Genomic DNA, 26,756 nt, shown 5'->3' on the forward strand with positions numbered 1-26,756 from the left:
CACGGCGCGGCAGGGCGCGTCCCTAAGTTGATTGCATGACTGCGAACAACACCGCGCCCGACCATCGCGAGACCGTCGACTACCTGAAGCGGCACGCGCTCGTGGTGGTCACGGCCGAGTCGTGCACCGCGGGCCTCATCGCTTCGCGCCTGGCCGCCGCGCCGGGCGCGGGCGAGGTGCTGGAGTGCGCCTTCGTCGTGTACGACCCGAAGGCCAAGCGGCGGTGCCTGGGCGTGCCCGCCGAGGTGCTGGAGCGCAACAACCTCACGAGCGAGCCGGTGGCGCTGGAGATGGCGCGCGGCGCATTGCGCCACAGCGATGCGAACGTGGCCGTGTCCAACACCGGCGTGGCCGACGATTCCGACCCCGAGATCACGCCGGGCACCCAGTGCTACGCATGGGTGTTCCGCGACGCGCAGGGCGTGCGCGAGTTCACCGAGACCCGCGTCTTCGAGGGCGAACGCAACCAGATCCGCGAGGCCAGCGCGGACTACGCGCTCGGCCGCATCGCCCACTACCACGCGCAGAGCGGCGGGCAACACCGCGCCTGACATCGGCCGCGAACAGCGCCGCACTTTCATGCGGACAACAGAGCGAAAGAAAAAGGAACACCCATGACCTCGATCACCGATACCGATACCGACACCGAACGCGAGCGATGGCGCAGCACGCTCGATGCGCGCGAGGCCGTCCTCGCGGCCGATCTGCGCACCGCCGCCGCCGAACTGCCCGATGCGCGCAACGCCGACGACACCGAACGTGCGCGCGCTCCGGCCCGCGACCCCATCGACATCGCAGACGAGCGCTTGCAGAACGGCCTGCGCTATGCGGAGGCCGAGCGCGACATGGCCGAGCTGCGCGACATCGATGCGGCCCGCGCGCGGCTGGAGAGCGGCGAGTTCGGCTTCTGCATCGATTGCGGCACCGAGATCCCGCGCGCGCGGCTGGAGGCGATGCCCGCCGCCGCGCGCTGCATCGCATGCCAGGAGCGCCACGAAGAGGCGCACCCGGCCGAGGTGCGGCTCCCGCCGGACCTCTGATCCGTCCTTCGCTCGTCCTGCGCCATGTACGACGCCCTCGTCGTCGGAGGCGGCCCCGCGGGCCTGCTGGCTGCCGTCTACCTTGCGCGGTTCCGGCGCTCGGTGGCGCTGCTCGATGCCGGGCAGAGCCGCGTCGCGCGCATTCCGCAGTCGCACAACTATCCGGGTTTCGGCGACGGCGTTTCCGGCGTGGCGGTGCGGGACATGCTCCGTGAGCAGGTCGGCCGCTATCCGGTGGACCGGATCGACGGCTTCGCGGAACACGTCGAGCGGCGCGAGGAGGGTGGCTTTCGCCTGCACATGCGGGGTCGCGCGCTCGATGTCGATGGCCGGCTGCTGCTGCTCGCCACGGGCGTGACCGACATTCCGCCTCCGATGCCGCATCTGCGCGAAGCGCTCGAAGCGGGCCTGCTGCGCTATTGCCCGGTGTGCGATGCCTACGAGGTCATAGGGCAGGCGGTCGGCGTGTATTCGGATGGCGAGGCAGGCATCGGCGAGGCGCTGTACCTGCGCCACTTCAGCGCTGACGTCACGCTCTTCATGGCCTCCGGCGGGCAGGCGCTGCCGCCGCCGCAGCGCCGCCGCCTCGCCGATGCGGGCATCCGCTGGAACGATGCGCCCATCGAGGCGATCCGCCGCGAGGGCGGGCGGGTGGCCGTCGTGCACGCGGGCGGCACCGCGTGGTGCGACACGCTCTACTGCGCGCTCGGCGTGGCGGTGCATTCGCGGATGGCCGAGAGCTTGGGCGCCGCGCTCGATGCGACCGGCTATGTCGAGGTCGATGCGCACCATGCGACGGCCGTGCCGGGGCTCTATGCCGCCGGCGACGTGTGCACGGGGCTGAACCAGATCGCGGTGGCGCTCGGCGGCGCGGCGATCGCGGCCTCGGCGATGCACCGCGCACTGCCGCCCGACTGGCCGCGCTGATCGCCTTCGGGCAGTTGCCGGGCACGCCGGTTGCCTCGCACGCGGTGGCGGGCATTCCGGCCCGCGCCAGCACCGCGCTGCATTCGCGGACACCGAAGAGACCCATGACGACGATCGATCACGACGCACCCTTGCGCCCGCGGCGCGGCTTTGCAGGCATGGACCCCGAGCGCCGGCGCGAGATCGCGCGGCTCGGCGGCCGTGCCGCCCACGAACTGGGCCGAGCGCACGAGTTCACGCCCGAGGAAGCCCGCGAGGCGCGCGCCAAGAGCCTGCGCGCGCAGGAGGCGGATGGCGGCGCGTCCGGTCCCTGATGTCGTCGGCCGTGCGGGTTGGGTGGTGCGGCGTCAGTCGAAAGGAATCGCCGCGCGCAGCACCTTCAGCTCGAAGGAGCGCGCCAGCACCGCGTCGAAACCCGCGGCGCTGCTGGTGGCCGGCAGGCCCCGCGTGGCCACCGCATCCTCGATGGCGATCAGCCGCCCATCGAAACCGGCGCCGCGTGCCAGCCGGCCCAGCGAGCGCGCTTCGCCGGCCGAGGTGCGCAGATCGATCACCGCGAAATCCGGCTGCTCGCGCACCAGTGCTTCATACCCGGTCACGGTATTCACCGCGAGATCGATCCGGTAGCCCGCATGCGAAAGCAGCCCGGCAAGGCGTGCGAGGAGGTGCATGTCGTCCGAGACCACGAGCGCTCGCTCGCTCTCGGCGGTGCCATGCCGCGCGTGGGTCATGAGCTCGCCGATGCGCTCGGCGAGTTCGTGCGCCTGCCGCGCGACCACCGCGCCGGCCTTGTGCAGCACCGCGGGCGGCGCGTCGTCGCGCGCCAGCACTTCGGTGGCGGCGGAAATGGCGGCGAGCGCATTGCGCGCATCGTGCGCACAGCGATCGAGTCGGGTGGGAGCGCGAAGAGACATGGACGGATTCATGGCGAAGGGAATGGCGGACATGGCGCGATGCTCCTGCACGCGGTGTGCCTGCCGCTTGCGAAGACGCAGAGGGCGCACCGGGTGCGCGGGCGTCAGTCTTGCGGCAAGTTTTGCCGGCACGGAAAAGACTTACAGCGGCCGTGCAGCGTGGATGACACGCGCGGCGCCGCGAGTGCCCACCATGGGATTTCAGCGGGCACCTGGCGGCACAGATCCAAAGACCAGCCGCGGGCCTCGTTGCCGATCCGGCATTCGCAAGCAATCCATTTTTTTCTGAAGGAGTCCACCCCATGCCCACCTACACCACTGGCGGCACCCCCGTTTCCACCGGCGCCACGCTCGAGGCCGACGACGTGGTCGACGTGCTCGACGACCTCTTGGAGAACGCCCGCGACGGCGAATACGGCTTCAAGGCCTGCGCCGACGAGGTCGAGTCGGCGCAGCTCAAGCAGGTGTTCCGCGACCGCGCCGCGGCCTGCGCGACCGCTGCGACCGAACTGGGCAGGATGATCGAGCGCTTCGGCGGCAAGGTCGACGACGGCGGCAGCGTGAGCGGCGCGATGCACCGCGGCTGGGTCCATGTGAAGGGCTCGCTCGGCGCCGACAGCGCGCTCTCGATGCTCGAGGAATGCGAGCGCGGCGAAGACGCCGCGGTGGCGCGCTACCGCAAGGCACTGAAGGAGCCGCTGCCGGCCGACGTGCGCGCGCTGGTCGAGCGCCAGGCCGAGGGCGCCCAGCGCAACCACGACCAGATCAAGGCGCTGCGCGACCGGTTCCGCAGCAACAAGGGCTGATGAGGAGGATCGCGCCATGGCCGAGACACCCAAGCAGTCGCCAGTGAACATCGACCAGAACCGCGCGGTCGGGCAGGACAGCCCGGCCGAGGGCAGCCACATGGGCCGCGAGGCCGACAAGAAGACCGGCTATCCCGGCTCGCCCGACATCGGCACCAACGCGGCGCAGAAGGCGCAGGTCGGCGAGAAGCTGCCGCCGTCCAAAGACTGAAAGGGAGCAAGTACGCCATGAAGGATTCGATCCGCCAGATCAAGCCTGGGGCCTTCCAGCAGTCGGTCGCGGGCGAGGAAGACCCGGGCGCCTCGATCGACCTGCCGCCCGCCGCCGCGCCCCGGCGCGGCGATGAAGCGCCGGCCGGCACACCCGGCACCGGCGAAGTGCAATGCCCGGCGTGCGGCGGCAGCGGCCGTGGCATCGGGGATGCGGCCTGCCCGGAGTGCAACGGCACCGGCAAGGTGAACCGCGGCATCGGCGGCGGTTGAGCAACGTGGTGGCGCAGGGCGCCGCTACGTGCTTTCCGCCGTCCGCGCGATGCGCGCGAACCATGCGCCGAGCTTGCCGCGTGAGTACGCAAGCGCGTGATAGAGCGCGAGTGCGGCGCGCGCCCAACCCAGGTACAGCCATGGCGCGCGTGCAGCCCGCGACACCGCGAAGAGCCGCCGGCTCCAGGTGCTGATCGCGGCGCGCGTGCGGTACACCAGCTTGCGCTGCCATGCGATGCCGGTGTCGGCATGCACTCGCTTGATCGGGCGCACGCTGCCGGCACGGGCGCGTTGCCAACTGAGTCGGTAAGCGAGTCCTTCGCGCCGGTGCCGCAGGCCCGCCGCCTGTGTGCGCGCCACGAACGCCGCATCGACCGGTGCCAATGCCAGCCGCCCTTCGTCGATGGCGCGCGCCACCATCGCCTGCATGCGCGCACTGCGCACGATCACGACATTGGTGCCGCGCCCGTCGGAGGTATACGGCTCCAGCCACGCATCGCCGAACGCGATGTCGGCGGTCTCGCTCACCACGTCGTCGCAGAAATTACAGGCCTCGTTCTGGAAGAAGCCGGAACCCCAGTCGCCTTCAGCCAGGTGGAACCAGTCGCGCTGCACCGTGCGGCCGTCGCGCAGTTCGAAGTGCGCGGTGTACCAGTTGGCCGGGCGCTGCGCGTTCTTCAGCCGGAAGTCCACGCCGCGCACTTCGGCCATCGGCACGCCCATCTGCACCGCGAAGCTCTCGATGAGGCGCGTGCTCTTCATGTGGCCGCAGAAGAGGCCCAGCGTGGCGACGATGCGCTCGCGCATCACCGGGTCTTCGCGCCGCAGCAACTGCACCGCCTTCACGAAGCAGGGCACGCCGACCACGGCGTAGCGCCCGGGTTCGCGGCGGATCGTCTCCAGCACCTCGGACATCTCCACCGGGTAGTAGCGCGACTTGGCGCCCGCCGCCAGCTCATCGGATGTGCGCGAGAGGCGGTAGCGAAAGAGGCGTTCGCCATCGGCTGGCGCCACGTGCGCGACCGCATCGACCGCGCCGGTGCGCAGCAACTCGTTGGCGGTCCAGCTCACCATGCTGCCCGAGCTGCCGCGTTCGCGAAAGCCGGCTTCCGCGACATGGCCGACATAGGCGGCACCGAAGCGCCCGACCTCGCCGTCGGCATGTGCGGTGTCCGCGAACAGGTCGTCGGCCAGTTGCGATTCGTTGGCCGCGACCGGCGAGAACGGACAGGTGCGCGCAAACGCGGCCGGCCCCTGGCGCAGCCATGCCGGCGCGCCGCGTGGCCTGAGCTCGCCGTAGCGGTCGAGCGCCATGTCGACCCTGTGCGCATCGAGCCGGCCCTGCGCGGCGCAACTGCCGCAGCCGATGCACAGCCCCGCGCGCACGATCGCATCGGGCCCCGCCGGGTTCGCGTGTTCGAGGTGGCGCTCAGGCACGTCGCGCCTCGCGCGCATCGAGCGCGGCGGTCGAAGCCAGCGGCGCCAGCGCGTCCTGCAGGTAGGCCATCGACGTGGCGCGCAGCGCGGCGATGCGCGCATGCACCGCGGCCGCCACCGGCACCGAAAGCCCGACCTCCCAGTTTCCCGGCGCCGTGGCCGCATCGACCAGGTGCCGCCGCGCGCCGAGCGTGACGAGCAGGTCGTCGATCTTGATGGCGCGGTAGGGCGACTGCTCGCAGACGAAAGGCTTGCCGTGGCGCAGCGCGAACACGCAGCCATGAAAGAAATTGGTGGCCACCGCGCCCGCGAGCGCCATGAAGCGCGCGAAGTCTTCGGGGCCGGCGGTGAGCCACTGCACGTCGGCCCAGTCGTTGCGGTAGCCGATGCTCACGATGTGCAGGCCGTGCCGCCGCGCATGCGCGCGCACCCGCTCGGCGAACCAGCCGCTGAAGTTGTGGCCATACAGCGCGATGCAACGCGACGCGGGGTTGTCGTCGCCATCGGCCTCCGGCGGCCGCAGCGCCGAAGCGAACTGAAGGCAGGGGTCGAGCACCAGCGCGGGCACATCGCCCAGGCTCTGCGCGATGAGCGCGCGCGAATTACCGTCGCGCACCGAAAGCGCATCGAAGCGGCGCAGCGCCGCGGCGCGGTGCGGCGGCACGCCGCGCGCCACCGGGTGGTTGCCGAAGCTGGCCGCATAGGCCACGAGGCGACCGGCGCGCAGGCCTTCGCCGAAGAAGGGCGGGCAGTCGCGGAACCAGGGATGCGCGAAGTTCCAGACCTCGTCGCTGCCGACCACCACCGCGTCGCAGCGCGGCATGTCCTGCGGGCTTTCGAGTTCGAAGGGGCGCGTCAGCGGCAGCGCCTCGATGGCGTCGAGAAAGCGCCGCGTCTTGCGCGCATACATGCGCCGGTCGGCGGGCGGCGTGGCGCCGGGCTGCGCCGGCTGCAGCGCGCAGCGCCACTCGGCGAGGTCGATGCGGCGCGAACGGTGGTCGAGCACCACCGCGCGGTACCCCAGGCCGCGCAGCCCTTCGGCCAGGCAGCGGGCCTGCCAGTACGAGCCGTAGTTGATGCAGCGATGGAAGGTGAGCACGCCGACCTGCGGCATCGGCGCGGGCTCCGGCAAGCGCGGCAGGTGGCGCCCGGAGCCATCACGGGGAGGAAGGAGCAGCGCGGGCATTTGCATGACGGACAACGCTAGCGGCGCATGCACGGCACCGCGTCGGACGATGCGCCGTGGCCCGGTGCGTGCCGCACGCGGTGCGCGGGCACGTCGATTGCCCGTGGACCCCGGCCATGAACCACGTCCCCATGCAGGTGCAACTCGGCAACGGGTGGGCCTGTCAGATCGAGGTTCACTGCAAGCAAAACGGTTCTTGCAACGGCCGCGCGGAAGTCTCGTGCAACGGCACGCGGCGCTGCGTGCTGATGGCATTGAACGTCGAAGGCTCCGACGACGTGCTCGACAACCTGATGCAGCGCGTGCGCCTCTACATGGCGCACGCGGCCTGCCCGGAGGACGACGGCGATTGACCGGTCGATCAGCGTGCGGCACCCGCAGGCGCGTGCGCATGCGGCGCGGCCGTCGGGTCGGCGAGCTGCACGGCCTGGCCCTTCTGCCAGGCATCGGCGCCGGGCGCGATGGACGGCGCGGCGATGTCTTCGCGGTTCTTGCGCTTCTCGGCGCTCTGCACGCCGAAGCGGCGGTCGCGCTCTTCCACCATGGCGGCGTTCGCCTGCCCCGTCGGCGGTGAAACCCATCATGAGCTGCGGCGCGCCGAGCGGCAGTTCCTTCTGCTGGTCGGTGTGCCAGGTGTGGAAGGTCTTGCCGTAGGTGCCGACCAGCTTCTTCATGAGCGCATGCTCGGCCGCCTGCGGAATGCCCGGTGCGATGAGCTGGCCCGACTTCACCTCGTGCACATGGCTGTGCCACAGCGCCTTCTCGGCATCGGGCAGCGTGTTGAACAGGCGCTCGCTCACGATGTATTCCACGCCCATGAGCTTGGCCGACTTCTGGTTGCCGTCGAAGATCACGCACTGGATCACTTCGTCGTTGAGCACGGCGCAGTAGTGGTGCGCTTCCATCTGCGCGTCCATTCGGCCGCTGTAGAAGTGGAAGCCGTCGAGGTAGGCGTTGAGCGCTTCGATGGGCGGCTTGTCCTGCAGCAGGGCCGCGCCGGTTTCCAGCACCGCGGTGCCGGCGCGCTTGTCCGCGCCGGGCGCCTCGACGTTCGACGGGCTTGGCTTGTCGCCGCAGGCCGCGATGGCGGCCGCGAGCGCCAGCAGCGCCGCCCCTTGCAGCAGATGCCGCATCGCGTGGCGCGGCTCAGATGAAGGGCACGCCGCCCGTCACCGGGATCGTCGCGCCCGAGATATAGCTCGCCTGGTCGGAGGCGAGCAGCACGTACACCGCCTGCAGTTCCGCGGGCTGGCCGGGCCGCTTCATCGGCGTCTGCTTGCCGAACTCCTTCACCTTCTCGGGCGGCATGGTCGAGGGAATGAGCGGCGTCCAGAACGGGCCGGGCGCCACGCAGTTCACGCGGATGCCTTTCTCGGCGAGCAGTTGCGCCATACCGCCGGACATGTTCTGGATCGCGCCCTTGGTCGCCGCATAGGCCACCAGCGTGGCGTTGGGCTTGTCGGCGTTGACCGAGGCGGTGCTGATGATCGATGCGCCGGGCTTCATGCGCGCGGCGGCGGCCTTGCAGAGGAAGAAGTTCGCATACACGTTGGTGCGGAAGGTGCGGTCGAACTCCTCGGCCGAGATCTCGTCGAGCGACTTGTGCGTCATCTGGAAGGCCGCGTTGTTCACCAGCACGTCGAGCCGGCCGAAGGCGTCGAAGGCCTGGTCCACCAGCTTGCGGCAATGCGCTTCCTCGCAGATGTCGCCGGGCACCGCCACGCAGCGGCGGCCCGCGCGCTCGATCCACTCGCGGGTGACCTTCGCGTCTTCCTCTTCCTCGGCGAGGTAGGAGATGAGCACGTCGGCGCCTTCGCGCGCGAAGGCAATGGCCACCGCGCGGCCGATGCCGCTGTCGCCGCCGGTGATGAGGGCGGCCTTGCCCTCGAGCTTGCCGCTGCCGACGTAGCTCTCTTCGCCGAAATCGGGTGGCGGCGACATCTTCGATTCGAGGCCGGGCGGCTGCTGGGCGGGCGTGGAAAAGGGTGGTTGGGGGCCGGTCTGGCGAGGGTCTGTCATGGCGGGTCCTGTCTGGATCGGTGGAGTTCAGTGGAGGGTTGGAATGGATCGGCGCGGCCGGTCAGGCGCCGGCATCGTTCTCGCGCGGCGTGCCGCGTGCGGCGCGGCGCTTCTGCGTGTCCTTGCTGTCCGCATCGGGACTGGCGGCGTCGCGGTCGGCGGCTTTCTTCATGCCGCGCTCGAGGTCCTGCGTGCCGGCGCCGCCGCCGATGGCGGGCTCCTCGCCGTTCACCGCGTCGGGCGCCTGCACGCGCTGGCCGCCGGAGGCCGGATCAGGGGCTGGACGGGCTGGATTGCGGGGCGTGTTCATCGTGTGCTCCTTGCGTTTCTCGAGAAAAGGGCAAATGCGGTGACGGCGGCGATCGCGCCGAGGCCGAGCCATACCGCATCGGTGGGCTTTGTCTTCCTCTCGCTGCGGAAGCCGCCGTCGATGGCGCAGCCGCGCGAGGGTTCGAAGAGATTGCCGTCGCTGTGCGCGGCGGGCGCGGCACGGCGCATCGCGGCGCCGCCGACCCAGCCGAGCACGCGCGCCATCAGGTTCGGCGCGAGCGCATGCATCAGGATGCCCGGCCGCGCCGGTGCGCCGATGTAGGTGCGTGCGCGCGGCCGCGTGGCCAGCGCCACGAGCGAGGCCGCCACGCGGCGCGGATCGAGCACCGGCGGCGGCGGCGCGACGCGGTGCCCGCTGTAGTTCGCGCCATGCGACATGCCGGGCGAATCGACGAAGGTCGGGAACACCTCGCAGACGTGGATGCCCGGAAATTCGGCGAGCTCCGCGCGCAGCGACTCCGAGAACCCGCGGATGCCGAACTTGCTGGCGGTGTAGGCCGTCGCATAGGGCGTGGCGACCCAGCCGCCGAGCGAGATCATGTTGACCAGCGTGCCGCGGCCGCGCTCGCGAAAGTGCGGCACGATGGCGTAGGCGCCGTGCATGTGGCCCAGCAGGTTGGCCTCGACCACGCGCCGGTGCGAGGCGAGCGGCGTCTCCTCGAAGCGTCCGACGGCGCCGACGCCCACGTTGTTGATCCACATGTCCACGTGGCCGAAATGGGCGATGGCCGATTCGGCGAGCGCCGCCATCGCGGCGGGGTCGGTCACGTCGGTCGGTATGGCGAGCGCGCGTGCGCCGGCCGCTTCGCACTCGGCGGCCAGCGACTGCAAGGCCTTCTGGTTGCGCGCGGCCAGCGCGAGCGAGGCGCCTTGCGCGGCGAAGGCGAGGGCGGTGGCGCGGCCGATGCCGCTGGAGGCGCCGGTGAGCACCACGACCTGCGAGCGCAGCGTGCGCGGGGTGGCATCGGCCGGACCGTCATGGGCCGACGATGGTGTGGATGGCGTGGTTCCTGCGGGGGATTTCGCGGCGGAAATGGGGGACACGGGGCAGCTCCTGCGGGCAAGTGAGGCCCCTACCTTTTGACCTGCGGCGCGCCGCGTGCGCGCGAGGCTTGCGCATCCGGGCGTCGGACAAAGCCCACGGGTTTCCCGCTTGTTGCGTGCATGCCGCAGCCATGCGGGAACCGAGGAAAGGTCGCGGCCCCAAGCGCACTCAAGGCGGCGTTCTGTCCTTGCGTTCAGTCAGTCGTGGCGCCGCCGCGTCAATGCCTCCAGCGCGATCAGCGCGGCATCGAGCTTGTCCGCACAGGCGCGCCACTGGTTGCGCGCGCCCGGCGAAGGCAGCGGGCCGCCGTCGCGCACGGCCACCCGCACGGCGTCGAGCCACACGTCGACCTGCTCGCGCGCGACCGCCTCTTCGGCGCCCTGGTGTGCGAGCGTGCTCTCCAGCCGCTCGATGCGCGCGTGCCAGTCCGCGGCGTCCGCTGCCTGGTCGTTGGTGCGTGTCATGCGCGCTGCACGGAAGAGGGCGCCCGCGGAAACGAAGGCACGGCCCGCGCGCTGCGGGCGAGCGCATTGCGGCCCTCGGCCGTGATGGCGGTGACCACGGCGCGCGCGATGCGCCGCTCGCCGGTGCGCAGCAGCTCGGGCGGCTCGGTCAGTGCTTCGAGCAGCGAGGCGCTGCGCAGCGCGAGGATGCGGTGGATGTCTTCCGGCGCGGAGCACACCACCGGCAACTGCCGGCGCGACAGGAGTTCGAGCAGTTGGTAGTACTCGGCCACGCGGAGGTCTCGGGGCGTCGTCTTTTTTCTCATGCGGATACCTGGAAGGAGAAGGAAGGTCGATGAAGGAAACCGGACAACCTTCTCCCGGCAAACGGCATGCCTGCGCTCCGGGTGCGCCGAGCGCGACAGGCACTTCCTTGGCGATTGGGTGGCGTCCGACACCTCTGCGGCATCGTGCGTTCAGCCTTTGCGGCAAGCCCGCTCGCGCAGCCCGTGCACGGCGCGCATAACCGAAAGGAGCACACACGATGACCAAGCCAAGGAAGCCCGGGGTACCCACGTCGCCGCAAGAAGTGCAGGCGCCGTTGGGCGGTGCGAACGCAACGCAAAAAGCACCCGCGAAGAAAGAAGGACCGACCGCCACGCGCACCACGCGCGAAGGCGCGTCGGTCGGCAAGGCCGGCAACTCGACCGCCGGCGGCGCGGCCGACCAGCTCACGCCGAAGGACTAGCGTGGCCGGCGCGGCCGGGGCTCAGCCCTTGCGGCCGTCGACCTGCGATTCGGCGTCGAGCCAGTCCTGCACCTCGTCGCCGGGTTCGCCGCCGCGGCGCACGTGAGCGTCGTAGGCGGCATTGCGGATGCGCTCTTCCCTTGCGGCCGGGTCCTCGCCCTGCATCGACTGCTGTTGTTGCTGCCGGCCGGGCCCATCGGATGCATTGGACGCAGCGGACGAAGGCTGCGTGGCCGCCTCGCTCGCGGCTCCCGCGCCTTGCGCTCCTTGTGCGCTCGTGCCCAGGGGCTGCTGGTTCTCTGGATTGCTGCTGCTGCTGCTGCTGCTTGTCTTCGGCATGGTCACCTCCTGTATGTACGCCGTTGAACACGCCGGCCAACCTACGCCGTTGCGGTGGCGCCGCCGTCGGACAAGTGCCCGATTTCGACCGATGAATGCGAAAAGTTCGAAGCGCGGCGCGAGAGAATTCTTGGCACGCGGTTTTGATCTTTTTCCTACAGCGAACGCGTCGGCGTGCGTGCGAGCCTGCGGCCTTCGATCAACTCCGTGGAGCGCACCCATGACCCTGTCTTCCCGCCATCTCGCAGCAACATTTGCAGTCAGCTTTTCGCTGCTGGCCGCCTCCTCCGCCTGGGCCGCGGACAAGCTCGCGGCCGCCGACGCCTCGATGCTCAAGGACATCGCCCAGGCCAACATGGCAGAGGTCGAGACCGGCAAGCTCGCGCTCGAGAAAAGCACCAACCCCGAGATCAAGAAGTTCGCCCAGATGATGGTCGACGACCACAGCAAGGGCTTGGCCGACGTGAAGACGCTCGCATCGGCCAAGGGCACCGAGCTGCCCGACGGCCCCGACGTCAAGCACAAGGCGACGGCGCTCGAATTCAAGGCGCTCTCGGGCGACATGTTCAACAGCCGCTATGCGAAGCAGGCCGGCGTCGGCGACCACGAGGCCACCGAGAAACTGCTGAAGAAGACGCAGGCCGAGGCGAAGGACGCCGACCTCAAGGCGCTGGCCGGCAAGATGCTGCCGATCGTGCAGGGGCACCTGCAGCATGCGCGCCAACTGGTCGCCACCACCGACAAGAAGTAGCAACCGCAACCGCACCGCATTGCGGTGTCGGAACGAAGATCGAGGGCGCGAGCTTGAAGCTCCGCCCTCGATTCGCTTTACGCGTCTGCGCAATCAGTGGAGAAGGGGAGGCCTCTGCATCTCGGTGTCGGTGGGGCCGGCCACGTCGGAGGGCTCCAGCACCACGCGCTCGGCGCCGGTCTGCGCATGCACGAGCAGCGCGCGCTCGCGCAGCAGGCCCATGCAGGCGGTCAGCGTCGAGAGCTGGTCGACCGGCTCGCCGCCGGCCAGGAATTCCAGCGTGGCGCGGGGCACATGCACGAACAGGCGCCGGTGGTCGAGCAGCCGGATGCTGAACTCGTAGCCGTCGCCTTCGTAGCAGTCGGACATGCGAACCCGCCCCTGCAGCCCGTCAGGCTGTCGCTTCCTCGATCTGCGCGGCTTCGGCCAGCAGGCCCAGGCGCTGGTCGGTGGCCTGTTCCTCCGAGAGGCTGGTCTGGAGCAGCGGAAGGGCGTCTGCAAAGCCCAGCTTCTTCGCGAGCAGGCACAGCGACGTGTAGCCGGCGATCTCGTAGTGCTCGGCCTTCTGCGCGGCGCCGATGAGCGCCGCATCGAGCACCGGGCCTTTCTCGATCAGGTCGACCAGCGACATCGTTTCTTCGACCAGGCCTTCCATGCCGTCGCACTTGATGCGCTTGAGCTTGAAGCCGCACTGTTCGGCGACCTGCTCCAGGCGCTCGACCTGGTTGCGCGTTTCCTGCAGATGGTCTTCGAACGCCTGCTGCAGATCGGGGTCGGTGGCCGCGCGCGCGAGCTTGGGCAGCGAGCGCGTCATCTGCTTCTCGGCGTTGTAGGTGTCCGAGATCTCGTGCACGAAAAGGTCCTTCACGGACTTGACTGGCATGGATGGCTCCTTCGTTGAGGTGGGTTGAAAAGTGCAAAGGTGGCGGCCGTTCCGCGGCGTCCATGTAGGCCATTTGCGATTCGATTCGCCAGTGCCGCGGCATCGGGTGCCGCTGCCGTCAACGCGGGTTCTTGCCGCGTGATTCCGTTGCTGCAGCGGCTGCGGCACGACCGTCGCCGAGGAACTCGACGAGCAGCGCATTCACCTCGTCGGGCTCTTCGTGGTGCAGCCAGTGCGAGGCCCGCGGCAGCCGCACGACGTGGCCGTTGCGGCAGTAGCGCAGCGCGGCTTGCGCGAGGCCCGGCTCCAGCGCGGAATCGGCATCGCCCCAGACGATGCGCACCGGCGCCTCGATCTTCTCGGCGCGCGGCCGCGCGAGCGGCATGGCGCGGTACCAGTCGAGCATCGCGCGCAGCGCATCCGGCTCGGCCCAGGCCGCGCGGTAGCCCGCGAGCTTGTCTTCGCCGAAGGTGCCGGGGCGGCTCGAATGTGTGAGCGCCGCCTGCAGCAGCGCGAAGTTGTTGGCACGCAGCAGCGCTTCGGGAATCCACCGCAACTGGAAGAAGCCGACATAGGTGCTGCGCAGCATCTGCAGCGGGTGCGTCAGCGCGTACGAGAAGAACGTGGCGGGGTGGGGCGCGTTGAGGATCGCCAGGCGCTCCACCGCCGCCGGCTCGCGCGCCGCGAGGTGCCACGCCACCATGCCGCCCCAGTCGTGGCCGACGAGGCAGAAGCGCGGCGCGTTCAGCGCCTGTGCGATGCCCATCACGTCGTCGGCCAGCGTGTCGAGGGTGTAGGCGCCGGTGCCTTCGGGCTTCTGCGATTCGCCGTAGCCGCGCTGGTCGGGAACCGCCACGCGCCAGCCCGCATCGACCAGCGGCTGCACCTGCTGGCGCCATGCGCCCCAGTACTCGGGGAAACCGTGCAGCAGCATCACGAGCGGCGCGCCTTCGGCGCCCGCGGTGGCGACATGGAGCGACACGCCGTTCGTGTCGAGGGTCCGGTGCATCAGCGTGGCTTCCATCGTGTTCATCCCAAGGCGGTGTCCAGGACCATCATCAGCACGAAGCCGAGCATCAAACCGGTGGTCGCGTGGGCCTCGTGGCCCTTGCGGTGCGACTCCGGAATGATCTCGTGGCTGATGACGAACAGCATCGCGCCCGCCGCCATCGCAAGGCCCCAGGGCAGCAGCGCGGCGGTGAGCCCGATGACGGCCGCGCCCAGCACGGCGGCCAATGGCTCGACCAGCCCCGACAGCACGCCGAGCTCGACCGATGCCAGCTTGCCGTAGCCCACGCTGCGCAGCGCGAGCGCGACGACCAGGCCCTCGGGCACGTCCTGGATCGAGATGCCGGTGGTGAGCGCGGTCGCGCCCACCGCATCGGTGCCCGCGAACGCGACGCCGATGGCCAGCCCCTCGGGCAGGTTGTGCAGCACGATGGCCAAGACGAAGAGCCAAACGCGCTTGAGCGCGCGCGACTCGGGCCCTTCGAGGCCCTTGACGAAATGCTCGTGCGGCACGGCGCGGTCGATCGCCAGCAGCACCATCGCGCCGAGCAGCACGCCCGCGCCCACCAGCGCGCCGCTGCCCCAAGCGCCGGCGCCTTGCGACTTCGCCGCCGCGAGCGCGGGAATGACGAGCGAGAACGAACTCGCCGCCAGCATCACGCCCGCGCCGAAGCCCAGCATGCTGTCGTAGGCGCGCTGCGAGAACTGCTGCGAGAGCAGCACCGGCACCGTGCCGAGCGCGGTCGCCAGCGCGGCGATGCAGCCGCCGGTGAGCGCCGCGCCGACCGGCGAGCCCGAGCGCGCGAGATTCGCGCCTTCGATCAACAGCAGCAGCAAGCCGGCGCACGCGATGCCGGCGCCGAGCCAGCGCCGCGCGGTGCGGGCCGAGAGGGCGGTCTTGGGAAAGCGGATATCAGCCATGCCGGGTACGGGTGTGAGAACAGGGAGCGGGGCGCAACAGGCACGCAGCGTGTTGGCCTGTTGCAGCCGCATTCGTAGGACCCATGCCCGCCGCGCGGGGAAAACCGCCTACTTGCTGTTGTTTGTTCTCGCACCGGCGTCTGTGTGCGCGCAGCTCGCGGAGATCGCCGACCCGATCGGCCGGATGCTCAGCCGGCGCGCTGCAGCTCGCCCATTTCGGAGCGCACGGTTTGCGGCGTCTTGCCGGTCCAGACATGGAACGCGCGGGCGAAGGAATTGGAGTCCTCGAAGCCCAGCAGGAACGAGATTTCGGCGCTCGACATCTCGGTGTTGCGCAGGTAATGGTGGGCCAGCGAATCGCGCAAGGCATCGAGCGTCTGCTGGAACGAGGTGCCCTCGTCCCGCAGCCTGCGTTGCAAGGTGCGAGTGCTGACCGCGAGCTTCCGGCTGACCGCCTGCATGGAGACCTCGCCGGCCGGCAAGGTCTCCAGCAGCGTGCTGCGCACGCGCTCGGCCATGCCGGCGCTTCGGTCGAGATCGGCCAGCCGCTGGCGCAGCGAAGGCTCGAAGAACGACCACATCTTGTGGTTCTCGGTGAGGAAGGGACGCTCGACGTCGGCCGCGGCGAACACCAGCGTGGCCCGCGGCGCATCGGTCACCGGCAGGCCGAAGAACGAGGTGTAGATGAGCGCCTCCGCTTCGGTGGCGGGCGGCGAGGGCCAGCTCACGCGCAAGGGCTGCACCGGGCTGCGCGTTGCGAGGCGCGCCAGCTGGACGAAGAACACCAGCTTGAACGCGAGGAACACGCTGGGCGGCCGCTCGGTGGGGTCGAGGAAATCGATGGTGACGGTCGTGTGCGCCGTCGTGCGTTCGAGCCTGATCGCCATGGGCGCGATCAGCTTCACGTATTTGGCAATCCGCTCGAGGGCGCCGTTCATGTCGGCGCTGCAGAGCGCGGCGAAAAGCTCGGGATCGAACCAGTCGGACGTCATGACCTGCGCGATGCGCAGTGGCGCCGGCAAGTCGGGATCAATCGACAGGGCTTCCGCTTCGAGGGCTTCCCAAAGCCTGAAGAAATCAGCCGAATCCAGCCGGACGTTCTGGCGCGTGAATAAATCGGCCGGCAATTGCGCGCGGCGCAATACGGGGGAGGTGGCAAGTCCGGCGTCCTGCATCAATAACCGCCATCCGGGCCAGACTGAAAAATCCAGAGTTGAATTGCTGCGCCGGACAATTGGAAGGCTTTGATTTTCTGAATTCATGAGGCAGTCTACGCTGCGAATCGCGCCACCGCAATCGCGAAACACGCCAACCTGAGCTTGCCGGGTTGGCGCGTTTTGCCGGTAGATTGGCGCATTCCGCGCGTGCCATTGGCGCAATTCGCAGGCAAAGTATGGGCTGGTCAAATCTCCAACGATCGATTCGAATGAACAAAGAAATGAAAAAAACCGTATTGATTACAGGCGCCTCATCGGGTTTTGGCCTGATGCTCGCCAACAAACTTCACCAGCAGGGATTCAATGTCATCGGCACCAGCCGGGAGCCTGAGAAGTACGCGAGCAGGGTGCAATTCAAATTGCTGCGCCTGGATATCGATGACGACAATTCCGTCAAATCTTTCACCGAAGAATTGTTCAGATATACCCAGCGGCTGGACGTGCTGGTCAATAACGCAGGCTACATGGTCACCGGCCTCGCCGAAGAAACACCCACGGACCTGGGCCGCCAGCAATTCGAGACGAACTTCTGGGGCACGGTGAAAGTCACCAACGCCTTGTTGCCGCATTTCCGGGCGCAGAAGCAGGGGCGAATCATCACGGTGAGTTCCATCGTGGGCCGCATCGGCCCGCCGAATCTCTCGTACTACACCGCCTCGAAGCATGCCGTTCAGGGCTATTTCAAATCCTTGCGCTTCGAGCTGGATCAATTCAATATCAAGGTCAGCATGGTGGAGCCGGTCTGGTTCAAGACCAACCTTGGCAGCCATGCCATTTCAGCGGGAAATGGGCGAATTGCAGATTACGACGCCTACCGCAAACAGGCCAATGCGGCCACGCAAAAAGGACTTGATGAAGCCGAGGCGCCGGATGCGGTGGTCAATACCATCACTCGACTTATTGAAAGCAAAAATCCGAAATTCAGCAATCCCGTAGGAAAGATGACCGGGATGATCCTTTTTCTTCAGAGTTATCTGCCCAGAATGTTCGAAGGCTCGATCTTGAAAAGCGTGCAATCAGCCAAATAGGCATTTGGAATTAATATGAAATACTACCTTTGCAAATTCATTCCGCCGCGCGCGGATTTCCTGGCGACCATGTCTGCCGACGAGCAAACATGGATGAAACAGCACGGTGCTTACCTGAATGAGCTTCTTGTGCAGGAATTGATTGTTGCCCACGGCCCGGTGCTGGACCCGGCCGGAGGATATGGCGTTTCGCTATTCCAAATTGCCGATGATCAGGATATTGCGACCCTGACATCGGCAGACCCGATCATTAAAAATGGCGTGGGTCATTACGAGCATCACCCCATGCTCCATTTGAAATTCCGGGGCTGATTCATTCCAATTGAATTGCGGCCCGAAACAGGAATTCAGCCGCCGCGATCGTCCTTTTCCCTCAGCGCAGTCCATCGCGGATCGGTGTGGCGGCCGCTGTATTCCTGGTCGATCTCGTCGATCACACGGTCGGCGTTCTTCGGGTCGACCGCCGCAAGAATCGCGTCGATCTTGGCCTCGACGCGGTCGTCGCCTTCCTTGGACTGTGGCGAGCCGAGGTACAGCAGGAAGGCGAGGCCGCCCACCTGCCAGAGCAACTGCAGGAACTCGGACTGCCAGTTCTCCAGCGTGTCCCGCATCATCTCGATGAGGTAGCCGTTGACTTCCACCGGATGGCCGAACTGCGTCTGTTCGTTCGCATAGGCGAACCAGCCGAAGACCCAGTGGCCGATCAGCGAGATGAGAAAAAAGCCGGCCGTGACCCAGGCGAAGCCGTAGAGCTTCCAGATCGATTTCTTCTTCATGAGCGAGCACCCCTTGTTTGTTGTTCGACGAAGGGAAATTCGGCGCGCCCCGCAAGCAAGGGGCAGAAGGAAAAAACCGGCGTTGCATCGCCGGAGAGTCCTACGCGTGTGCGGCCACGGCCACCGAACTCCAGCGCGGGCGACGCTGCCCGCTGTCTCTATTGCTTCGCAGGCTGGGGCGCGCTCTGGCTCTGCGCGGCCGGCGGCGGGGAGGGTGCCTCGCCGCGCTTGTCCACTGCATAGAAATACGCCAGCGCGCCGAGGAAGATGAGCACCGCGGCGCTCGCGCCCCAGGCGAACACGCGGCGGTTGTCGCGGTCGTCGCTTGTTTCGCGGAGCTCGCGGTGGTCGTCGCGATGGTCGTCGCTGTGGGTGTTGGTGGGTGTGTTGTTCATTGCCGATCTCCTTTGAGCCAGCATTCGAGCGACCCGCGCGGCGAACTGTAGGAGCGCGCCGCCGTTGGGATGCGGTTGTCTTCTACATGTGCGGCAGCACCCGTGCCTAGCGTTGGAGGCGAACGGCAAGCATCGGATCGCGAGTGCTTCGCCCCGTCACTTCACAGGAGATGCCCCATGGCACAACCGGACTTCGACATCCCCGTTCCCGAGAAAGCCGACTCGCTGCGCGCGCGCCTGCAGGCGCTGGCCGAGCGGGTCGGCGTGCTGGCGCCGGGCGCGCCGCTCACCGACGAACTCGTGGCGTTTGCCGAAGGCGCGATCGACATGGCGCGCGACGGACGCCAGCAGCTCACGGCAGATCGCGCAGCGTGAAATACATCGGGCCGGGCACCAGCGCCGGCGTGCGCGACCGCGTGCCGCCCGGAGCGCCGCGGTGGTGGGCCTACGCGCCGGGAATGTTGAGCTCGACCCATGCCGGCGCATGGTCGCTCGCACCGGTGCGCCCGCGCACGTCGCGGTCCACGCCGGCGCTGCGAAGCATCGGCGCGAGTTCGGCGTTCAGCAGCAGATGGTCGATGCGAAGTCCGGCGTCGCGCGGATAGCGGTTGCGCCAGTACGTCCAGAAGGTGAACGGCACGCGGTCGGGATGTGTCGCGCGAATCGCATCGGTCCAGCCTTGCTTCTGCAGTTGCGCGAACGCCGCGCGGCTTTCGGGCTGCAGCAGCGCGTCGTCGCGCCACGAGGCCGGGTTGTAGATGTCGGCATCGGTCGGCACGACGTTGTAGTCGCCGGCCAGCACGACGGGCATGCCGCTCGAAAAGAGCTTCTTCGCATGCCGGTTGAAGGCCTCGAACCACTGCAGCTTGTAGTCGAACTTCGGCCCCGGCTGCGGATTGCCGTTGGGCAGGTAGAGGCAGCCGACGAGCACGCCGCCGACCACCGCCTCGATGTACCGGCTCTGCGTGTCGGCTTCCATGCCCGGCAGGCCGCGCCCGGTGTCGATCGGCTCCCGTCCGCGCGCGAGGATGGCGACACCGTTCCAGGCACGCTGCCCGTGCGCGACGATGCCGTATCCCGAGCTGCGGATCGCATCGACCGGCAGGGCGGCATCGGGAGACTTGAGTTCCTGCAGGCAGGCGACGTCGGGCTTCGATTCATCGAGCCATTCGAGCAGGCGGGCGAGGCGGCTGTTGATGCCGTTGACGTTGAATGTGGCGATCTTCATCAGGGGCAAGCCGGGGGATCTGAGAGCGTGGCAATGAGCGCGTGAGATCGTCCGGCCCTTTGATCCCGCCGGCTCCGGCCGCGGCGACCGGGCGCTTACCCGACGCGGTTCTCGATCGGCTCGGCAGGCGCTCGCGAGCGAAGCTCGAAGGCCGGACGCCGCCTGCGCTCGCGCTGCACCGGTGGTGCGGCCGCCACGCTGGGCTGCGCTGTTGCGCCGAGTGCGCCCCACAGGCCCGCGAAATGAACGTCCGCCTCCTTGCGCAGTCTGGCGATCTGCTCGATGCGGGCGTCCGGAATGCCCAGGCGCCCGCCTTGCGTGCGCTGGTGAAGTTGGTGAATGGCCGTGTAGGCGGCGGTTTCTGCTGCCATCCAGGCGACGAATGCAGCAGGGGCGGGGTCTTCGGCCATCGGTTTCCTTCGGTGGTGTCTATCTATCTGCGCGCGGCGACATGGAATCTAGAAGCCTTCCGGCAACCATTTGTAGGCGGGCGCCCTCAAGGTGCGCCGGAATACGCCGTCCCGTATCCCGTTCGTCACCCGGAGGCAGAGGCAGCTCGAACGGGAGTCAGCGTCACACCGGCACCTGGACGATGGTGTGGACAAAACAGAGCTTGTGGCCCTCGGGGTCGAGGCAGTAGGCCGCGTAGAAGTCCGGCGCGTACCGTAGCCGGAGGCCCGGCGCACCCTGGTCGGTGGCGCCATGCGCCAGGGCGGTTGCCCAGACGGCATCGACCACGGACCGCGACGGGGCCAGAAAACTCACCTGGCTGCCGTTGCCGCACGAGGGTGGCTGGCCGTTCACCGGGGTGCCGATCACGAACTGCGGCCAGCGCTGGCCCGGATGCTGCCAACAGATTCCCGCGGGGCCGGCCCGCGAAGGATCGACGCTCCGCTGGAGGCCGAAGTGCGCGAGCACGGCGTCGTAGAACGCGCACATCCGCCCGAGGTCTTTCACGCCGATCTGTACGTGGGCGAACATCTTCGAAGGACGCGGCGATGAGGGGATGGCGGGGTCAGGCGTCGATGTCGATCAGGGCCAGTCCGGTCTCGGGGTTGCAGGTCTTGCGCAGGTAGCCGGGCGACTCGATCAGCAGCACCTCGAGCGTCGGCTGCACGGTGGCCTGCAGCACGTGGCCGCCGATCGTGCTGCCATCGCGCCGGCTCAGCACCGCGTGCGCATGCACCTTGGGCCGATCGCCGTCGAGCGCGATGTCGCCGTTGAAGGAAAGCACCTCGACCTGCTCCTGGACCGGAATCCGTTCGTACTCCTTCCGCTCCCAGTCGAAGTAGCCGAGCACCGCGCCACGCAGCGCGCCGATGGCGCTGAAGCGGCTGGCCGAGAGCGCGTTGTCCTCCGCGAATTTCTCCAGGAGGGAGACGACGTCGTCTCCCTTGTCGAAGACCAGCGCGATGGTGCGCTCGGGGCTGGTGTTGAGGATCTTGGATTTCATGGCGAGGGGTTCCTGTGAGGTTGGGCAGGGAGTGCGCGGCGTTCAGCGCGCGGGTTTCTGCTTGCAATCCGTGGCGGACGGCTCCTTGCAGTCGTCCCGCCGCGGCGGTGCCGAGGGCGCTTCAGGCGTCTTGCCGGCGCTGTTCGGTTCGGCGTCCTGCACATGCGCGGGTGGCGTCTTCACCAGGCCGGGGTCCTTTCCCACGGGCGCCGGCTTGGTGAGCGCAGGATCGACAGCGGCGGGTGGTTTGACGATGAAGTCCGATTGGCCGCCTGGCCTTGCCGGCGCATCGGCTGGCGCGCGCTGCTGCCCCGGCGGCGATTGCGCCGCGGCCAGCCCGGCAACAAGTGCCAGCGCACCGGCCATCAAAGCGGCTTTGGCAGCCGACGCCATCGCTGTAACTGAAGCCCCTGCAGACATCGTTCAACTCCTTCGCTCTTGCATGCGGTCCACCGTTTCACCGGGAAGTCCGTGTCCATGTAGGCGCTGTTCACCGGCGACCGCAGGGCGCATTCGCAGCCTCGGCGCCTGGGCCGCGTTGCCATTCCTGGCGTCGAATGCCACGGCGTGACCTCCTACATCCACGGCTGGATTCAAGTCGGAAACTGCACAAATCAGGGGGAGCGACAGGCCGCGACAGGCCGCATCTGCGAACAGCGGCCGTCCAGGATGGCGACCGGCATGAGGAGTTTCGGTGCCTCCTCGACGCGGGCAAAATCGCAATCCGCCACCGAGCGGCTCCATGGCCGCTTCCGTCCATCTGTAGTGAGCACGATTTGCCCGATTCCACATCTTCCGCTGCGGATGAGCCCGTCCCCTCCGAGTCCACCCCTGCCGTCCCTTCCGACGCTTCCGCCGCTTCCATGTCGGACGCGGATGCGGCCCTCATCCCGAGCTCGCTGAATTTCCCGGTCATCGGCATCGGCGCATCGGCGGGCGGTCTCGAGGCACTGCTGCGCTTCTTCGAGCACCTCCCCGCGCGTGCCGGCATGGCCTTCGTGGTGATCCTTCACCTGTCGCCCAAGCACGAAAGCAGCGCCGCCGACATCCTGCAGCGCACCACGCGCATGAAGGTGTCGCAGGTGACCAGGCCCACGCCGATCGAAGTCGACCAGGTCTACGTGATCCCGCCCGGGGTCGAGCTGACGATGAACGACGGCTACCTGCGCGTCGCGCCGAGCGAGCGCGCAAAGGGCCAGCATGTGACGGTGGACGTCTTCTTCCGCACGCTGGCCGAAGCCCATCGCGAACGCGCGGTGTCGGTCGTGATGTCGGGCACCGGCAGCGACGGGGCGGTCGGGCTCACGCGCATCAAGGAGCGCGGCGGCATCGCGATCGCGCAGGCGCCCGACGATGCGGCGCACACCGGCATGCCGATGGCGGCCATTGCCACCGGCATGGTCGACATCGTGCTGCCGGCCGCGGAAATCGGCCAGCGGCTGATCGATCTCTGGACCAACGCCCGCCAGATCCGGATGCCCGATGCCGAGAAGATCGGCGGGTTCGTCGCGCCGCCCGAAACGCAGGCGGCCGCCCAGCAGGCGGAGCAGGCACTGCAGGAAATCATCGGCCTGCTGCGCACCCACACCCGGCACGACTTCAGGCACTACAAGCGGGCCACCGTGCTGCGCCGCATCGAACGCAGGCTGCAGGTGAACCGGCTGACGGACCTGCCGGCGTACCGGGACTTTTTGCGGGAGCATCCGGAAGAGGCCGGGCCGTTGCTGCAGGACATGCTCATCAGCGTGACCAACTTCTTTCGCGACCGCGAATCCTTCGAGGCGCTGGAGCGCGATGCGCTGCCGGAGCTGGTGCGGCGCAAGCAGCCGGGCGACCCGCTGCGCGCCTGGGTCCGCGGGCTGCGCCACCGGCGAGGAAGCCTATTCGCTGAGCATCCTGCTGCGCGAGCAGGCGGAACTGCACGCACGGCCGCTGGAGATCCAGATCTTCGCGACCGACATCGACGACCGCGCCATCGCCACCGCGCGCAAGGCCGTCTATGCGCAAGGCATCGTGGAAGACATGACGCCCTCGCGGCTGCGGCAGTTCTTCATGAAGGACCATGACCAGTACCGCGTATCGACCACGGTGCGCGAGCCGGTGCTGTTCGCATCGCACAACCTGCTGCGCGATCCGCCGTTCTCGCGGCTCGACCTGATCTGCTGCCGCAACCTGCTGATTTATCTGGACCGCGCCGCGCAGGCCCATGTGCTGGAGATGTTCCGCATTGCGCTCAAGCCGGGCGGCTACCTGTTCCTGGGCACCTCCGAATCGGTCGATGCGGTGGGCAGCCTCTTCACGCCGGTCGACAAGAAGAACCGCATCTTCCGCGTCAATCCGGACCTGCCGCCCGGGCGCCACATGCCGCTGATCAGCGACACGCCGCCCGCGCCGCAGGCCGGCGCCTTCGTGCCGCCGCGGCGGGCGTCCAAGCGCACCGGCTCCGAGCGCGCGAGCTTCGCGGAGCTGCACCAGGCGGCGCTGGAGCAGTTCTCGCCGCCCAGCGTGCTGATCAACGCCGAGCACGAGGTGCTGCACCTGTCGAACGGTGTCGGGCGCTTCCTGGAGCGCGCGAGCGGCGAGCCATCGAACAACCTTTTGAACAACGTGCGCCCGGACATTCGCCTGGAGCTGCGCACGGCGCTCTTCAAGGCGAGCCAGACGGCGCGCAGCGTGGAAACGCGGCTGGTCGAGCGGCAGCAGAACGGGCGCCAGGTCTTCCTGAACATCATCGTGAGGCCGCTGCAGCAGGCCGAAGGCGAGTCGCAGCAGCTCACGCTGGTCGTCTTCGACGAGGTCGAGGAAAGCATGCGCGCGAACGACGGCGAGCCGGTCGACGCGGCGCGCGAACTGCTGATCGGGCAGCTCGAGGAAGAGATTCGCCAGCTCAAGCTGCACCTGCAGGACACCATCGAGAGCGCGGAAACCTCCACCGAGGAACTGAAGGCATCGAACGAGGAGCTGCAGGCCATCAACGAAGAGCTGCGTTCGGCCAGCGAGGAACTGGAGACGAGCAAGGAGGAGCTCCAGTCGATGAACGAGGAGCTGGTGACGGTCAACTTCGAGCTGAAGGTCAAGGTCGAGGAGCACGGCCACATCAACGACGACCTGCAGAACCTGATCGCGTCCTCGGAGATCGCCACCGTGTTCGTGGACCGCGGGATGCACGTCAAGCGCTACACCCCGCACGCGGGCAACCTGTTCAACCTGATTCCCTCGGACCTGGGGCGCTCGCTCTTCGACATCACGAGCCGGCTGGACTACCCCGAGCTCGAGGAAGACACGGCGGCGGCCTTCAACGAGCTGCGCACCATCGAGCGCCATGTGCCGAGCGCCGACGGCCGGCACTTCCTCGCGCGCATCCTTCCGTACCGCACGGCCGAGGACAAGATCGAGGGCGCGATCCTCAACTTCTTCGATGTCTCCGAGCTGCGCTTTGCCCAGGACAAGGTGCGTGCCGGCGAGGAGCGCCTGCGCCGGGTGGCGGCGACCACGCGCGACTTCGCGATCATCACCACCGACGAGGCCGGACTCATCACTACCTGGAACGCCGGCGCGCAGCGCATCTTCGGCTACACGGAAGAAGAGATGCTGCGCCGCCCGATCACGGTCATCTTCACCGCCGAAGACCAGGCGCACGGCGTGCCGCAGCAGGAGATGCGCCGCGCGGCCGAAACCGGCCGCGCCGCGGACGAGCGCTGGCACCAGCGCAAGGACGGCAGCCGCTTCTTCTGCAGCGGCGTCACGAGCGCGCTGGACCCCGCGAGCGGCGGCGGCTTCGCCAAGATCGCGCGGGACATGACCGGCACGAAGCAGCAGGAACTGGCGCAGGAGCACCGGCTGTTCAAGGAGAAGCAGGCCAACTTGAGCGCGCAGATGGCCAACGAGCTGAAGGACAAGTTCCTGGCCGTGATGTCGCACGAGCTCAAGCAGCCGCTGAACCTCATCCAGATGAATGCCGAACTGCTCATGCACCTGCCAGCGGCCGCGCAGATTCCGGCCGTGCAGCGCGTGGGCGAAACCATCAAGCGCGCCGTGGCGAGCCAGACGCGGATCATCAACGACCTGCTGGACCTGTCGCGCATCCGCACGGGCAAGCTGCGGCTGTCGCGTGTCACGGTCGACCTGGGCGAGCTGGTGCAGTCGGTGGCCCAGGCCGCCGTGGCCGATGCCCCGAAGAAGAAACTGCTGCTGGAGACCCATTGCGACGAGGCGGTGCATTGCCACGGCGACCGCGTGCGCGTCGAGCAGATCGCCTGGAACCTGCTGAGCAACGCGGTCAAGTTCACGCCCGACGGCGGACGCATCAGCGTGCGCCTGGAAACCGAGGGCGACTTTGCCAGGCTCACCGTGGCCGACACCGGCTGCGGCATCGCCGCGGAGTTCTTGCCGCACGTGTTCGGCATGTTCAACCAGGCCGACGGCGACACGGCGCTGCCCAACGGCGGGCTGGGCATCGGCCTCGCGCTCGTGCAGGAACTCGCGCTGGCGCACGGCGGCCGCGCGGAGGTGAAGTCGGCGGGGCCGGGGGAGGGCGCGGAGTTCACCGTGTGGCTGCCGGGCAGCGGCGCGACCGACAGGCCGGCGAAGAATGTGCCGCACGCCGAAGTGAGCTTCGGCGGCTGGCGAATTCTCGCGGTGGACGACTATGTCGATGCGCTGGCGCCCTTTGCCGAGGTGCTGCGCCTGGAAGGGGCCGTCGTGGACGTCGCCGACAGCGCGCGCAAGGGCCTGGAACTGCTCGACGCCAACACCTACGACCTGCTGGTGTCCGACCTCGGCATGCCCGAGATGGACGGCTACCAGTTCATCGCGGAAGTGCGCAAGCGCCCGGCCACGCGCGCGCTGCACGCGATTGCCATGTCCGGCTTCGGGCGGCGCGCCGACGCGCGCCGCGCGCTGGAAGCCGGCTTCAATGCGCACCTGCCCAAGCCCGCCTCCATCGAGGAACTGAAGGCCGCCATCGCCAGGCTCTGAAGCCGCGGCGCAGACGACTGCAGGACACGCCGTCCGGCGTCAGAACCCGTAGTACTTGTTGATGCTGCGGGTGTAGGGCTCGTCGTAGTCGGGAATGCTGGCAGTGGCATACCGCGGCGCGCCTTCGAGCGTCGCCTTGTCCAGCGGCACCACGTAGCCGTCCTGGGCGGTGTCGTACTTCAGCATGTTCCACGGGATCGGATAGCGGTCGGTGCCGATGCCGAGAAAGCCGCCGAACTCCAGCACCGCGTAGCGCACCTGGCCCGACAGCTTGTCGATCATGAGGTCATCGATGCTCCCGAGTTTGTCGCCCGCGGGGTTGTAGACCGTCGTGCCTTCGACGCGGTCCGATGAAATGACATTGGTCGTGCTTGCCATGGCCGTTTTCTCCATGCCGACGCG

General features: G+C 68.3%; 35 protein-coding genes and 1 pseudogene. 13 read left to right on the forward strand and 23 right to left on the reverse strand.

Annotated elements, in window-relative coordinates; all coding sequences use genetic code 11:
• The first annotated feature begins 35 nt into the window (after positions 1–35).
• The 4 genes from QFZ83_RS07960 to QFZ83_RS07975 all read left to right on the forward strand — a co-directional run bounded on the left by QFZ83_RS07960 (position 36) and on the right by QFZ83_RS07975 (position 2,281).
• Complete coding sequence (locus tag QFZ83_RS07960; RefSeq protein WP_307504701.1) at positions 36–551, forward strand: CinA family protein; 516 nt, start codon at positions 36–38, stop codon at positions 549–551.
• A gap of 63 nt (positions 552–614) precedes the next feature.
• Positions 615–1,040, forward strand: a complete 426-nt coding sequence (locus tag QFZ83_RS07965; RefSeq protein WP_307504704.1) for a TraR/DksA family transcriptional regulator — start codon at positions 615–617, stop codon at positions 1,038–1,040.
• A 24-nt stretch (positions 1,041–1,064) separates the two neighbouring features.
• Entirely contained in the window at positions 1,065–1,967 is a 903-nt protein-coding gene (locus QFZ83_RS07970) for an NAD(P)/FAD-dependent oxidoreductase (protein ID WP_307504706.1), read from the forward strand.
• 104 nt (positions 1,968–2,071) lie between these two features.
• Positions 2,072–2,281, forward strand: coding sequence for a KGG domain-containing protein (locus tag QFZ83_RS07975; protein WP_307504708.1), 210 nt, complete (start codon positions 2,072–2,074; stop codon positions 2,279–2,281).
• A 33-nt stretch (positions 2,282–2,314) separates the two neighbouring features.
• Here the strand turns inward: QFZ83_RS07975 and QFZ83_RS07980 are convergent, their stop codons facing one another.
• A complete protein-coding gene (locus tag QFZ83_RS07980) occupies positions 2,315–2,914 on the reverse strand; it encodes a hypothetical protein (protein WP_307504710.1) in 600 nt (199 codons plus the stop codon).
• Positions 2,915–3,183: 269 nt separating this feature from the next.
• On the opposite strand from QFZ83_RS07980, the gene QFZ83_RS07985 reads away from it, so the two are divergent.
• From QFZ83_RS07985 to QFZ83_RS07995, 3 genes are read left to right on the forward strand one after another with little or no spacing between them, the layout of a single operon-like run.
• Positions 3,184–3,687, forward strand: coding sequence for a PA2169 family four-helix-bundle protein (locus tag QFZ83_RS07985; RefSeq protein WP_307504713.1), 504 nt, complete (start codon positions 3,184–3,186; stop codon positions 3,685–3,687).
• 16 nt (positions 3,688–3,703) lie between these two features.
• On the forward strand, positions 3,704–3,898 hold the full coding sequence (locus QFZ83_RS07990; RefSeq protein ID WP_307504716.1) for a hypothetical protein: 195 nt from the start codon (positions 3,704–3,706) through the stop codon (positions 3,896–3,898).
• Between the two features lie 17 nt (positions 3,899–3,915).
• Positions 3,916–4,170 carry a hypothetical protein gene (locus QFZ83_RS07995; protein ID WP_307504718.1) on the forward strand — a complete coding sequence of 85 codons (255 nt, stop codon included), beginning with the start codon at positions 3,916–3,918 and terminating at the stop codon, positions 4,168–4,170.
• Positions 4,171–4,194: 24 nt separating this feature from the next.
• On the opposite strand, the gene QFZ83_RS08000 is transcribed toward QFZ83_RS07995, so the two are convergent.
• From QFZ83_RS08000 to QFZ83_RS08035, 8 genes are all read right to left on the reverse strand, one after another.
• Entirely contained in the window at positions 4,195–5,607 is a 1,413-nt protein-coding gene (locus tag QFZ83_RS08000; RefSeq protein ID WP_307504721.1) for a Coenzyme F420 hydrogenase/dehydrogenase, beta subunit C-terminal domain, read from the reverse strand.
• Positions 5,600–6,799, reverse strand: coding sequence for a polysaccharide pyruvyl transferase family protein (locus QFZ83_RS08005; protein ID WP_307504724.1), 1,200 nt, complete (start codon positions 6,797–6,799; stop codon positions 5,600–5,602). Before QFZ83_RS08005 ends, QFZ83_RS08000 begins: the two co-directional genes overlap by 8 nt.
• 11 nt (positions 6,800–6,810) lie before the next feature.
• Complete coding sequence (locus tag QFZ83_RS08010; RefSeq protein ID WP_307504726.1) at positions 6,811–7,926, reverse strand: OBAP family protein; 1,116 nt, start codon at positions 7,924–7,926, stop codon at positions 6,811–6,813.
• A gap of 13 nt (positions 7,927–7,939) precedes the next feature.
• A complete protein-coding gene (locus QFZ83_RS08015) occupies positions 7,940–8,812 on the reverse strand; it encodes an SDR family oxidoreductase (RefSeq protein WP_307504729.1) in 873 nt (290 codons plus the stop codon).
• Between the two features lie 61 nt (positions 8,813–8,873).
• Positions 8,874–9,122, reverse strand: a complete 249-nt coding sequence (locus tag QFZ83_RS08020) for a hypothetical protein (protein WP_307504732.1) — start codon at positions 9,120–9,122, stop codon at positions 8,874–8,876.
• Positions 9,119–10,186, reverse strand: coding sequence for an SDR family oxidoreductase (locus QFZ83_RS08025; protein ID WP_307504734.1), 1,068 nt, complete (start codon positions 10,184–10,186; stop codon positions 9,119–9,121). The genes QFZ83_RS08020 and QFZ83_RS08025 overlap by 4 nt, the downstream gene beginning before the upstream one ends.
• A 198-nt stretch (positions 10,187–10,384) precedes the next feature.
• Entirely contained in the window at positions 10,385–10,651 is a 267-nt protein-coding gene (locus tag QFZ83_RS08030; protein WP_306878653.1) for a hypothetical protein, read from the reverse strand.
• Entirely contained in the window at positions 10,648–10,956 is a 309-nt protein-coding gene (locus QFZ83_RS08035) for a hypothetical protein (RefSeq protein WP_013541503.1), read from the reverse strand. The genes QFZ83_RS08030 and QFZ83_RS08035 overlap by 4 nt, the downstream gene beginning before the upstream one ends.
• 218 nt (positions 10,957–11,174) lie before the next feature.
• On the opposite strand from QFZ83_RS08035, the gene QFZ83_RS08040 reads away from it, so the two are divergent.
• Positions 11,175–11,378 carry a hypothetical protein gene (locus tag QFZ83_RS08040; protein ID WP_307504737.1) on the forward strand — a complete coding sequence of 68 codons (204 nt, stop codon included), beginning with the start codon at positions 11,175–11,177 and terminating at the stop codon, positions 11,376–11,378.
• 21 nt (positions 11,379–11,399) lie between these two features.
• Here the strand turns inward: QFZ83_RS08040 and QFZ83_RS08045 are convergent, their stop codons facing one another.
• A complete protein-coding gene (locus QFZ83_RS08045; RefSeq protein ID WP_307504740.1) occupies positions 11,400–11,717 on the reverse strand; it encodes a DUF2934 domain-containing protein in 318 nt (105 codons plus the stop codon).
• 220 nt (positions 11,718–11,937) lie between these two features.
• Here QFZ83_RS08045 and QFZ83_RS08050 point away from each other — a divergent pair, with 220 nt between their 5' ends.
• A complete protein-coding gene (locus QFZ83_RS08050) occupies positions 11,938–12,468 on the forward strand; it encodes a DUF4142 domain-containing protein (RefSeq protein WP_307504743.1) in 531 nt (176 codons plus the stop codon).
• A 93-nt stretch (positions 12,469–12,561) separates the two neighbouring features.
• On the opposite strand, the gene QFZ83_RS08055 is transcribed toward QFZ83_RS08050, so the two are convergent.
• The 5 genes from QFZ83_RS08055 to QFZ83_RS08075 all read right to left on the reverse strand — a co-directional run bounded on the left by QFZ83_RS08055 (position 12,562) and on the right by QFZ83_RS08075 (position 16,686).
• Positions 12,562–12,837 carry a hypothetical protein gene (locus QFZ83_RS08055; protein WP_307504745.1) on the reverse strand — a complete coding sequence of 92 codons (276 nt, stop codon included), beginning with the start codon at positions 12,835–12,837 and terminating at the stop codon, positions 12,562–12,564.
• A 22-nt stretch (positions 12,838–12,859) separates the two neighbouring features.
• On the reverse strand, positions 12,860–13,351 hold the full coding sequence (locus tag QFZ83_RS08060) for a ferritin-like domain-containing protein (protein ID WP_013541508.1): 492 nt from the start codon (positions 13,349–13,351) through the stop codon (positions 12,860–12,862).
• A 118-nt stretch (positions 13,352–13,469) separates the two neighbouring features.
• Positions 13,470–14,384: an alpha/beta fold hydrolase gene (locus QFZ83_RS08065; protein WP_307504749.1), complete on the reverse strand. Its 915-nt coding sequence runs from the start codon at positions 14,382–14,384 to the stop codon at positions 13,470–13,472.
• Positions 14,381–15,280, reverse strand: coding sequence for a ZIP family metal transporter (locus QFZ83_RS08070; RefSeq protein ID WP_307504753.1), 900 nt, complete (start codon positions 15,278–15,280; stop codon positions 14,381–14,383). The genes QFZ83_RS08065 and QFZ83_RS08070 overlap by 4 nt, the downstream gene beginning before the upstream one ends.
• A gap of 188 nt (positions 15,281–15,468) precedes the next feature.
• A complete protein-coding gene (locus QFZ83_RS08075; RefSeq protein WP_307504756.1) occupies positions 15,469–16,686 on the reverse strand; it encodes an AraC family transcriptional regulator in 1,218 nt (405 codons plus the stop codon).
• A 20-nt stretch (positions 16,687–16,706) separates the two neighbouring features.
• Between QFZ83_RS08075 and QFZ83_RS08080 the strand changes: the two genes are divergently transcribed.
• The gene (locus tag QFZ83_RS08080) at positions 16,707–17,525 is read left to right on the forward strand and encodes an SDR family oxidoreductase (RefSeq protein WP_307504759.1); all 819 of its coding nucleotides are present in this window, start codon (positions 16,707–16,709) and stop codon (positions 17,523–17,525) included.
• Between the two features lie 15 nt (positions 17,526–17,540).
• Positions 17,541–17,837: a YciI family protein gene (locus QFZ83_RS08085; protein WP_307504762.1), complete on the forward strand. Its 297-nt coding sequence runs from the start codon at positions 17,541–17,543 to the stop codon at positions 17,835–17,837.
• A gap of 35 nt (positions 17,838–17,872) precedes the next feature.
• Here the strand turns inward: QFZ83_RS08085 and QFZ83_RS08090 are convergent, their stop codons facing one another.
• The gene (locus tag QFZ83_RS08090; protein WP_307504764.1) at positions 17,873–18,301 is read right to left on the reverse strand and encodes a DUF6766 family protein; all 429 of its coding nucleotides are present in this window, start codon (positions 18,299–18,301) and stop codon (positions 17,873–17,875) included.
• Positions 18,302–18,459: 158 nt separating this feature from the next.
• Entirely contained in the window at positions 18,460–18,696 is a 237-nt protein-coding gene (locus tag QFZ83_RS08095; RefSeq protein ID WP_307504767.1) for a hypothetical protein, read from the reverse strand.
• A gap of 177 nt (positions 18,697–18,873) precedes the next feature.
• On the opposite strand from QFZ83_RS08095, the gene QFZ83_RS08100 reads away from it, so the two are divergent.
• Positions 18,874–19,071 carry an aminoglycoside phosphotransferase gene (locus QFZ83_RS08100; RefSeq protein ID WP_307504770.1) on the forward strand — a complete coding sequence of 66 codons (198 nt, stop codon included), beginning with the start codon at positions 18,874–18,876 and terminating at the stop codon, positions 19,069–19,071.
• A gap of 70 nt (positions 19,072–19,141) precedes the next feature.
• On the opposite strand, the gene QFZ83_RS08105 is transcribed toward QFZ83_RS08100, so the two are convergent.
• From QFZ83_RS08105 to QFZ83_RS08125, 5 genes are all read right to left on the reverse strand, one after another.
• A complete protein-coding gene (locus QFZ83_RS08105; RefSeq protein ID WP_307504772.1) occupies positions 19,142–19,924 on the reverse strand; it encodes an exodeoxyribonuclease III in 783 nt (260 codons plus the stop codon).
• 95 nt (positions 19,925–20,019) lie between these two features.
• Entirely contained in the window at positions 20,020–20,334 is a 315-nt protein-coding gene (locus QFZ83_RS08110; protein WP_307504775.1) for a hypothetical protein, read from the reverse strand.
• A 163-nt stretch (positions 20,335–20,497) separates the two neighbouring features.
• The gene (locus QFZ83_RS08115) at positions 20,498–20,905 is read right to left on the reverse strand and encodes a VOC family protein (protein ID WP_307504778.1); all 408 of its coding nucleotides are present in this window, start codon (positions 20,903–20,905) and stop codon (positions 20,498–20,500) included.
• A gap of 34 nt (positions 20,906–20,939) precedes the next feature.
• A complete protein-coding gene (locus QFZ83_RS08120; protein ID WP_307504781.1) occupies positions 20,940–21,377 on the reverse strand; it encodes a PPC domain-containing DNA-binding protein in 438 nt (145 codons plus the stop codon).
• 42 nt (positions 21,378–21,419) lie between these two features.
• Positions 21,420–21,797 carry a hypothetical protein gene (locus QFZ83_RS08125; RefSeq protein ID WP_307504782.1) on the reverse strand — a complete coding sequence of 126 codons (378 nt, stop codon included), beginning with the start codon at positions 21,795–21,797 and terminating at the stop codon, positions 21,420–21,422.
• A 443-nt stretch (positions 21,798–22,240) separates the two neighbouring features.
• Here QFZ83_RS08125 and QFZ83_RS08130 point away from each other — a divergent pair.
• Positions 22,241–26,354 (forward strand): annotated as a pseudogene (locus QFZ83_RS08130) (CheR family methyltransferase).
• Positions 26,355–26,393: 39 nt separating this feature from the next.
• Here the strand turns inward: QFZ83_RS08130 and QFZ83_RS08135 are convergent.
• Positions 26,394–26,732 carry a PRC-barrel domain-containing protein gene (locus tag QFZ83_RS08135; RefSeq protein ID WP_306878635.1) on the reverse strand — a complete coding sequence of 113 codons (339 nt, stop codon included), beginning with the start codon at positions 26,730–26,732 and terminating at the stop codon, positions 26,394–26,396.
• Between the last annotated feature and the right edge of the window lie 24 nt (positions 26,733–26,756).

It is taken from the genome of Variovorax sp. W1I1, from assembly GCF_030815625.1.
Lineage (GTDB): Bacteria > Pseudomonadota > Gammaproteobacteria > Burkholderiales > Burkholderiaceae_C > Variovorax > Variovorax paradoxus_C.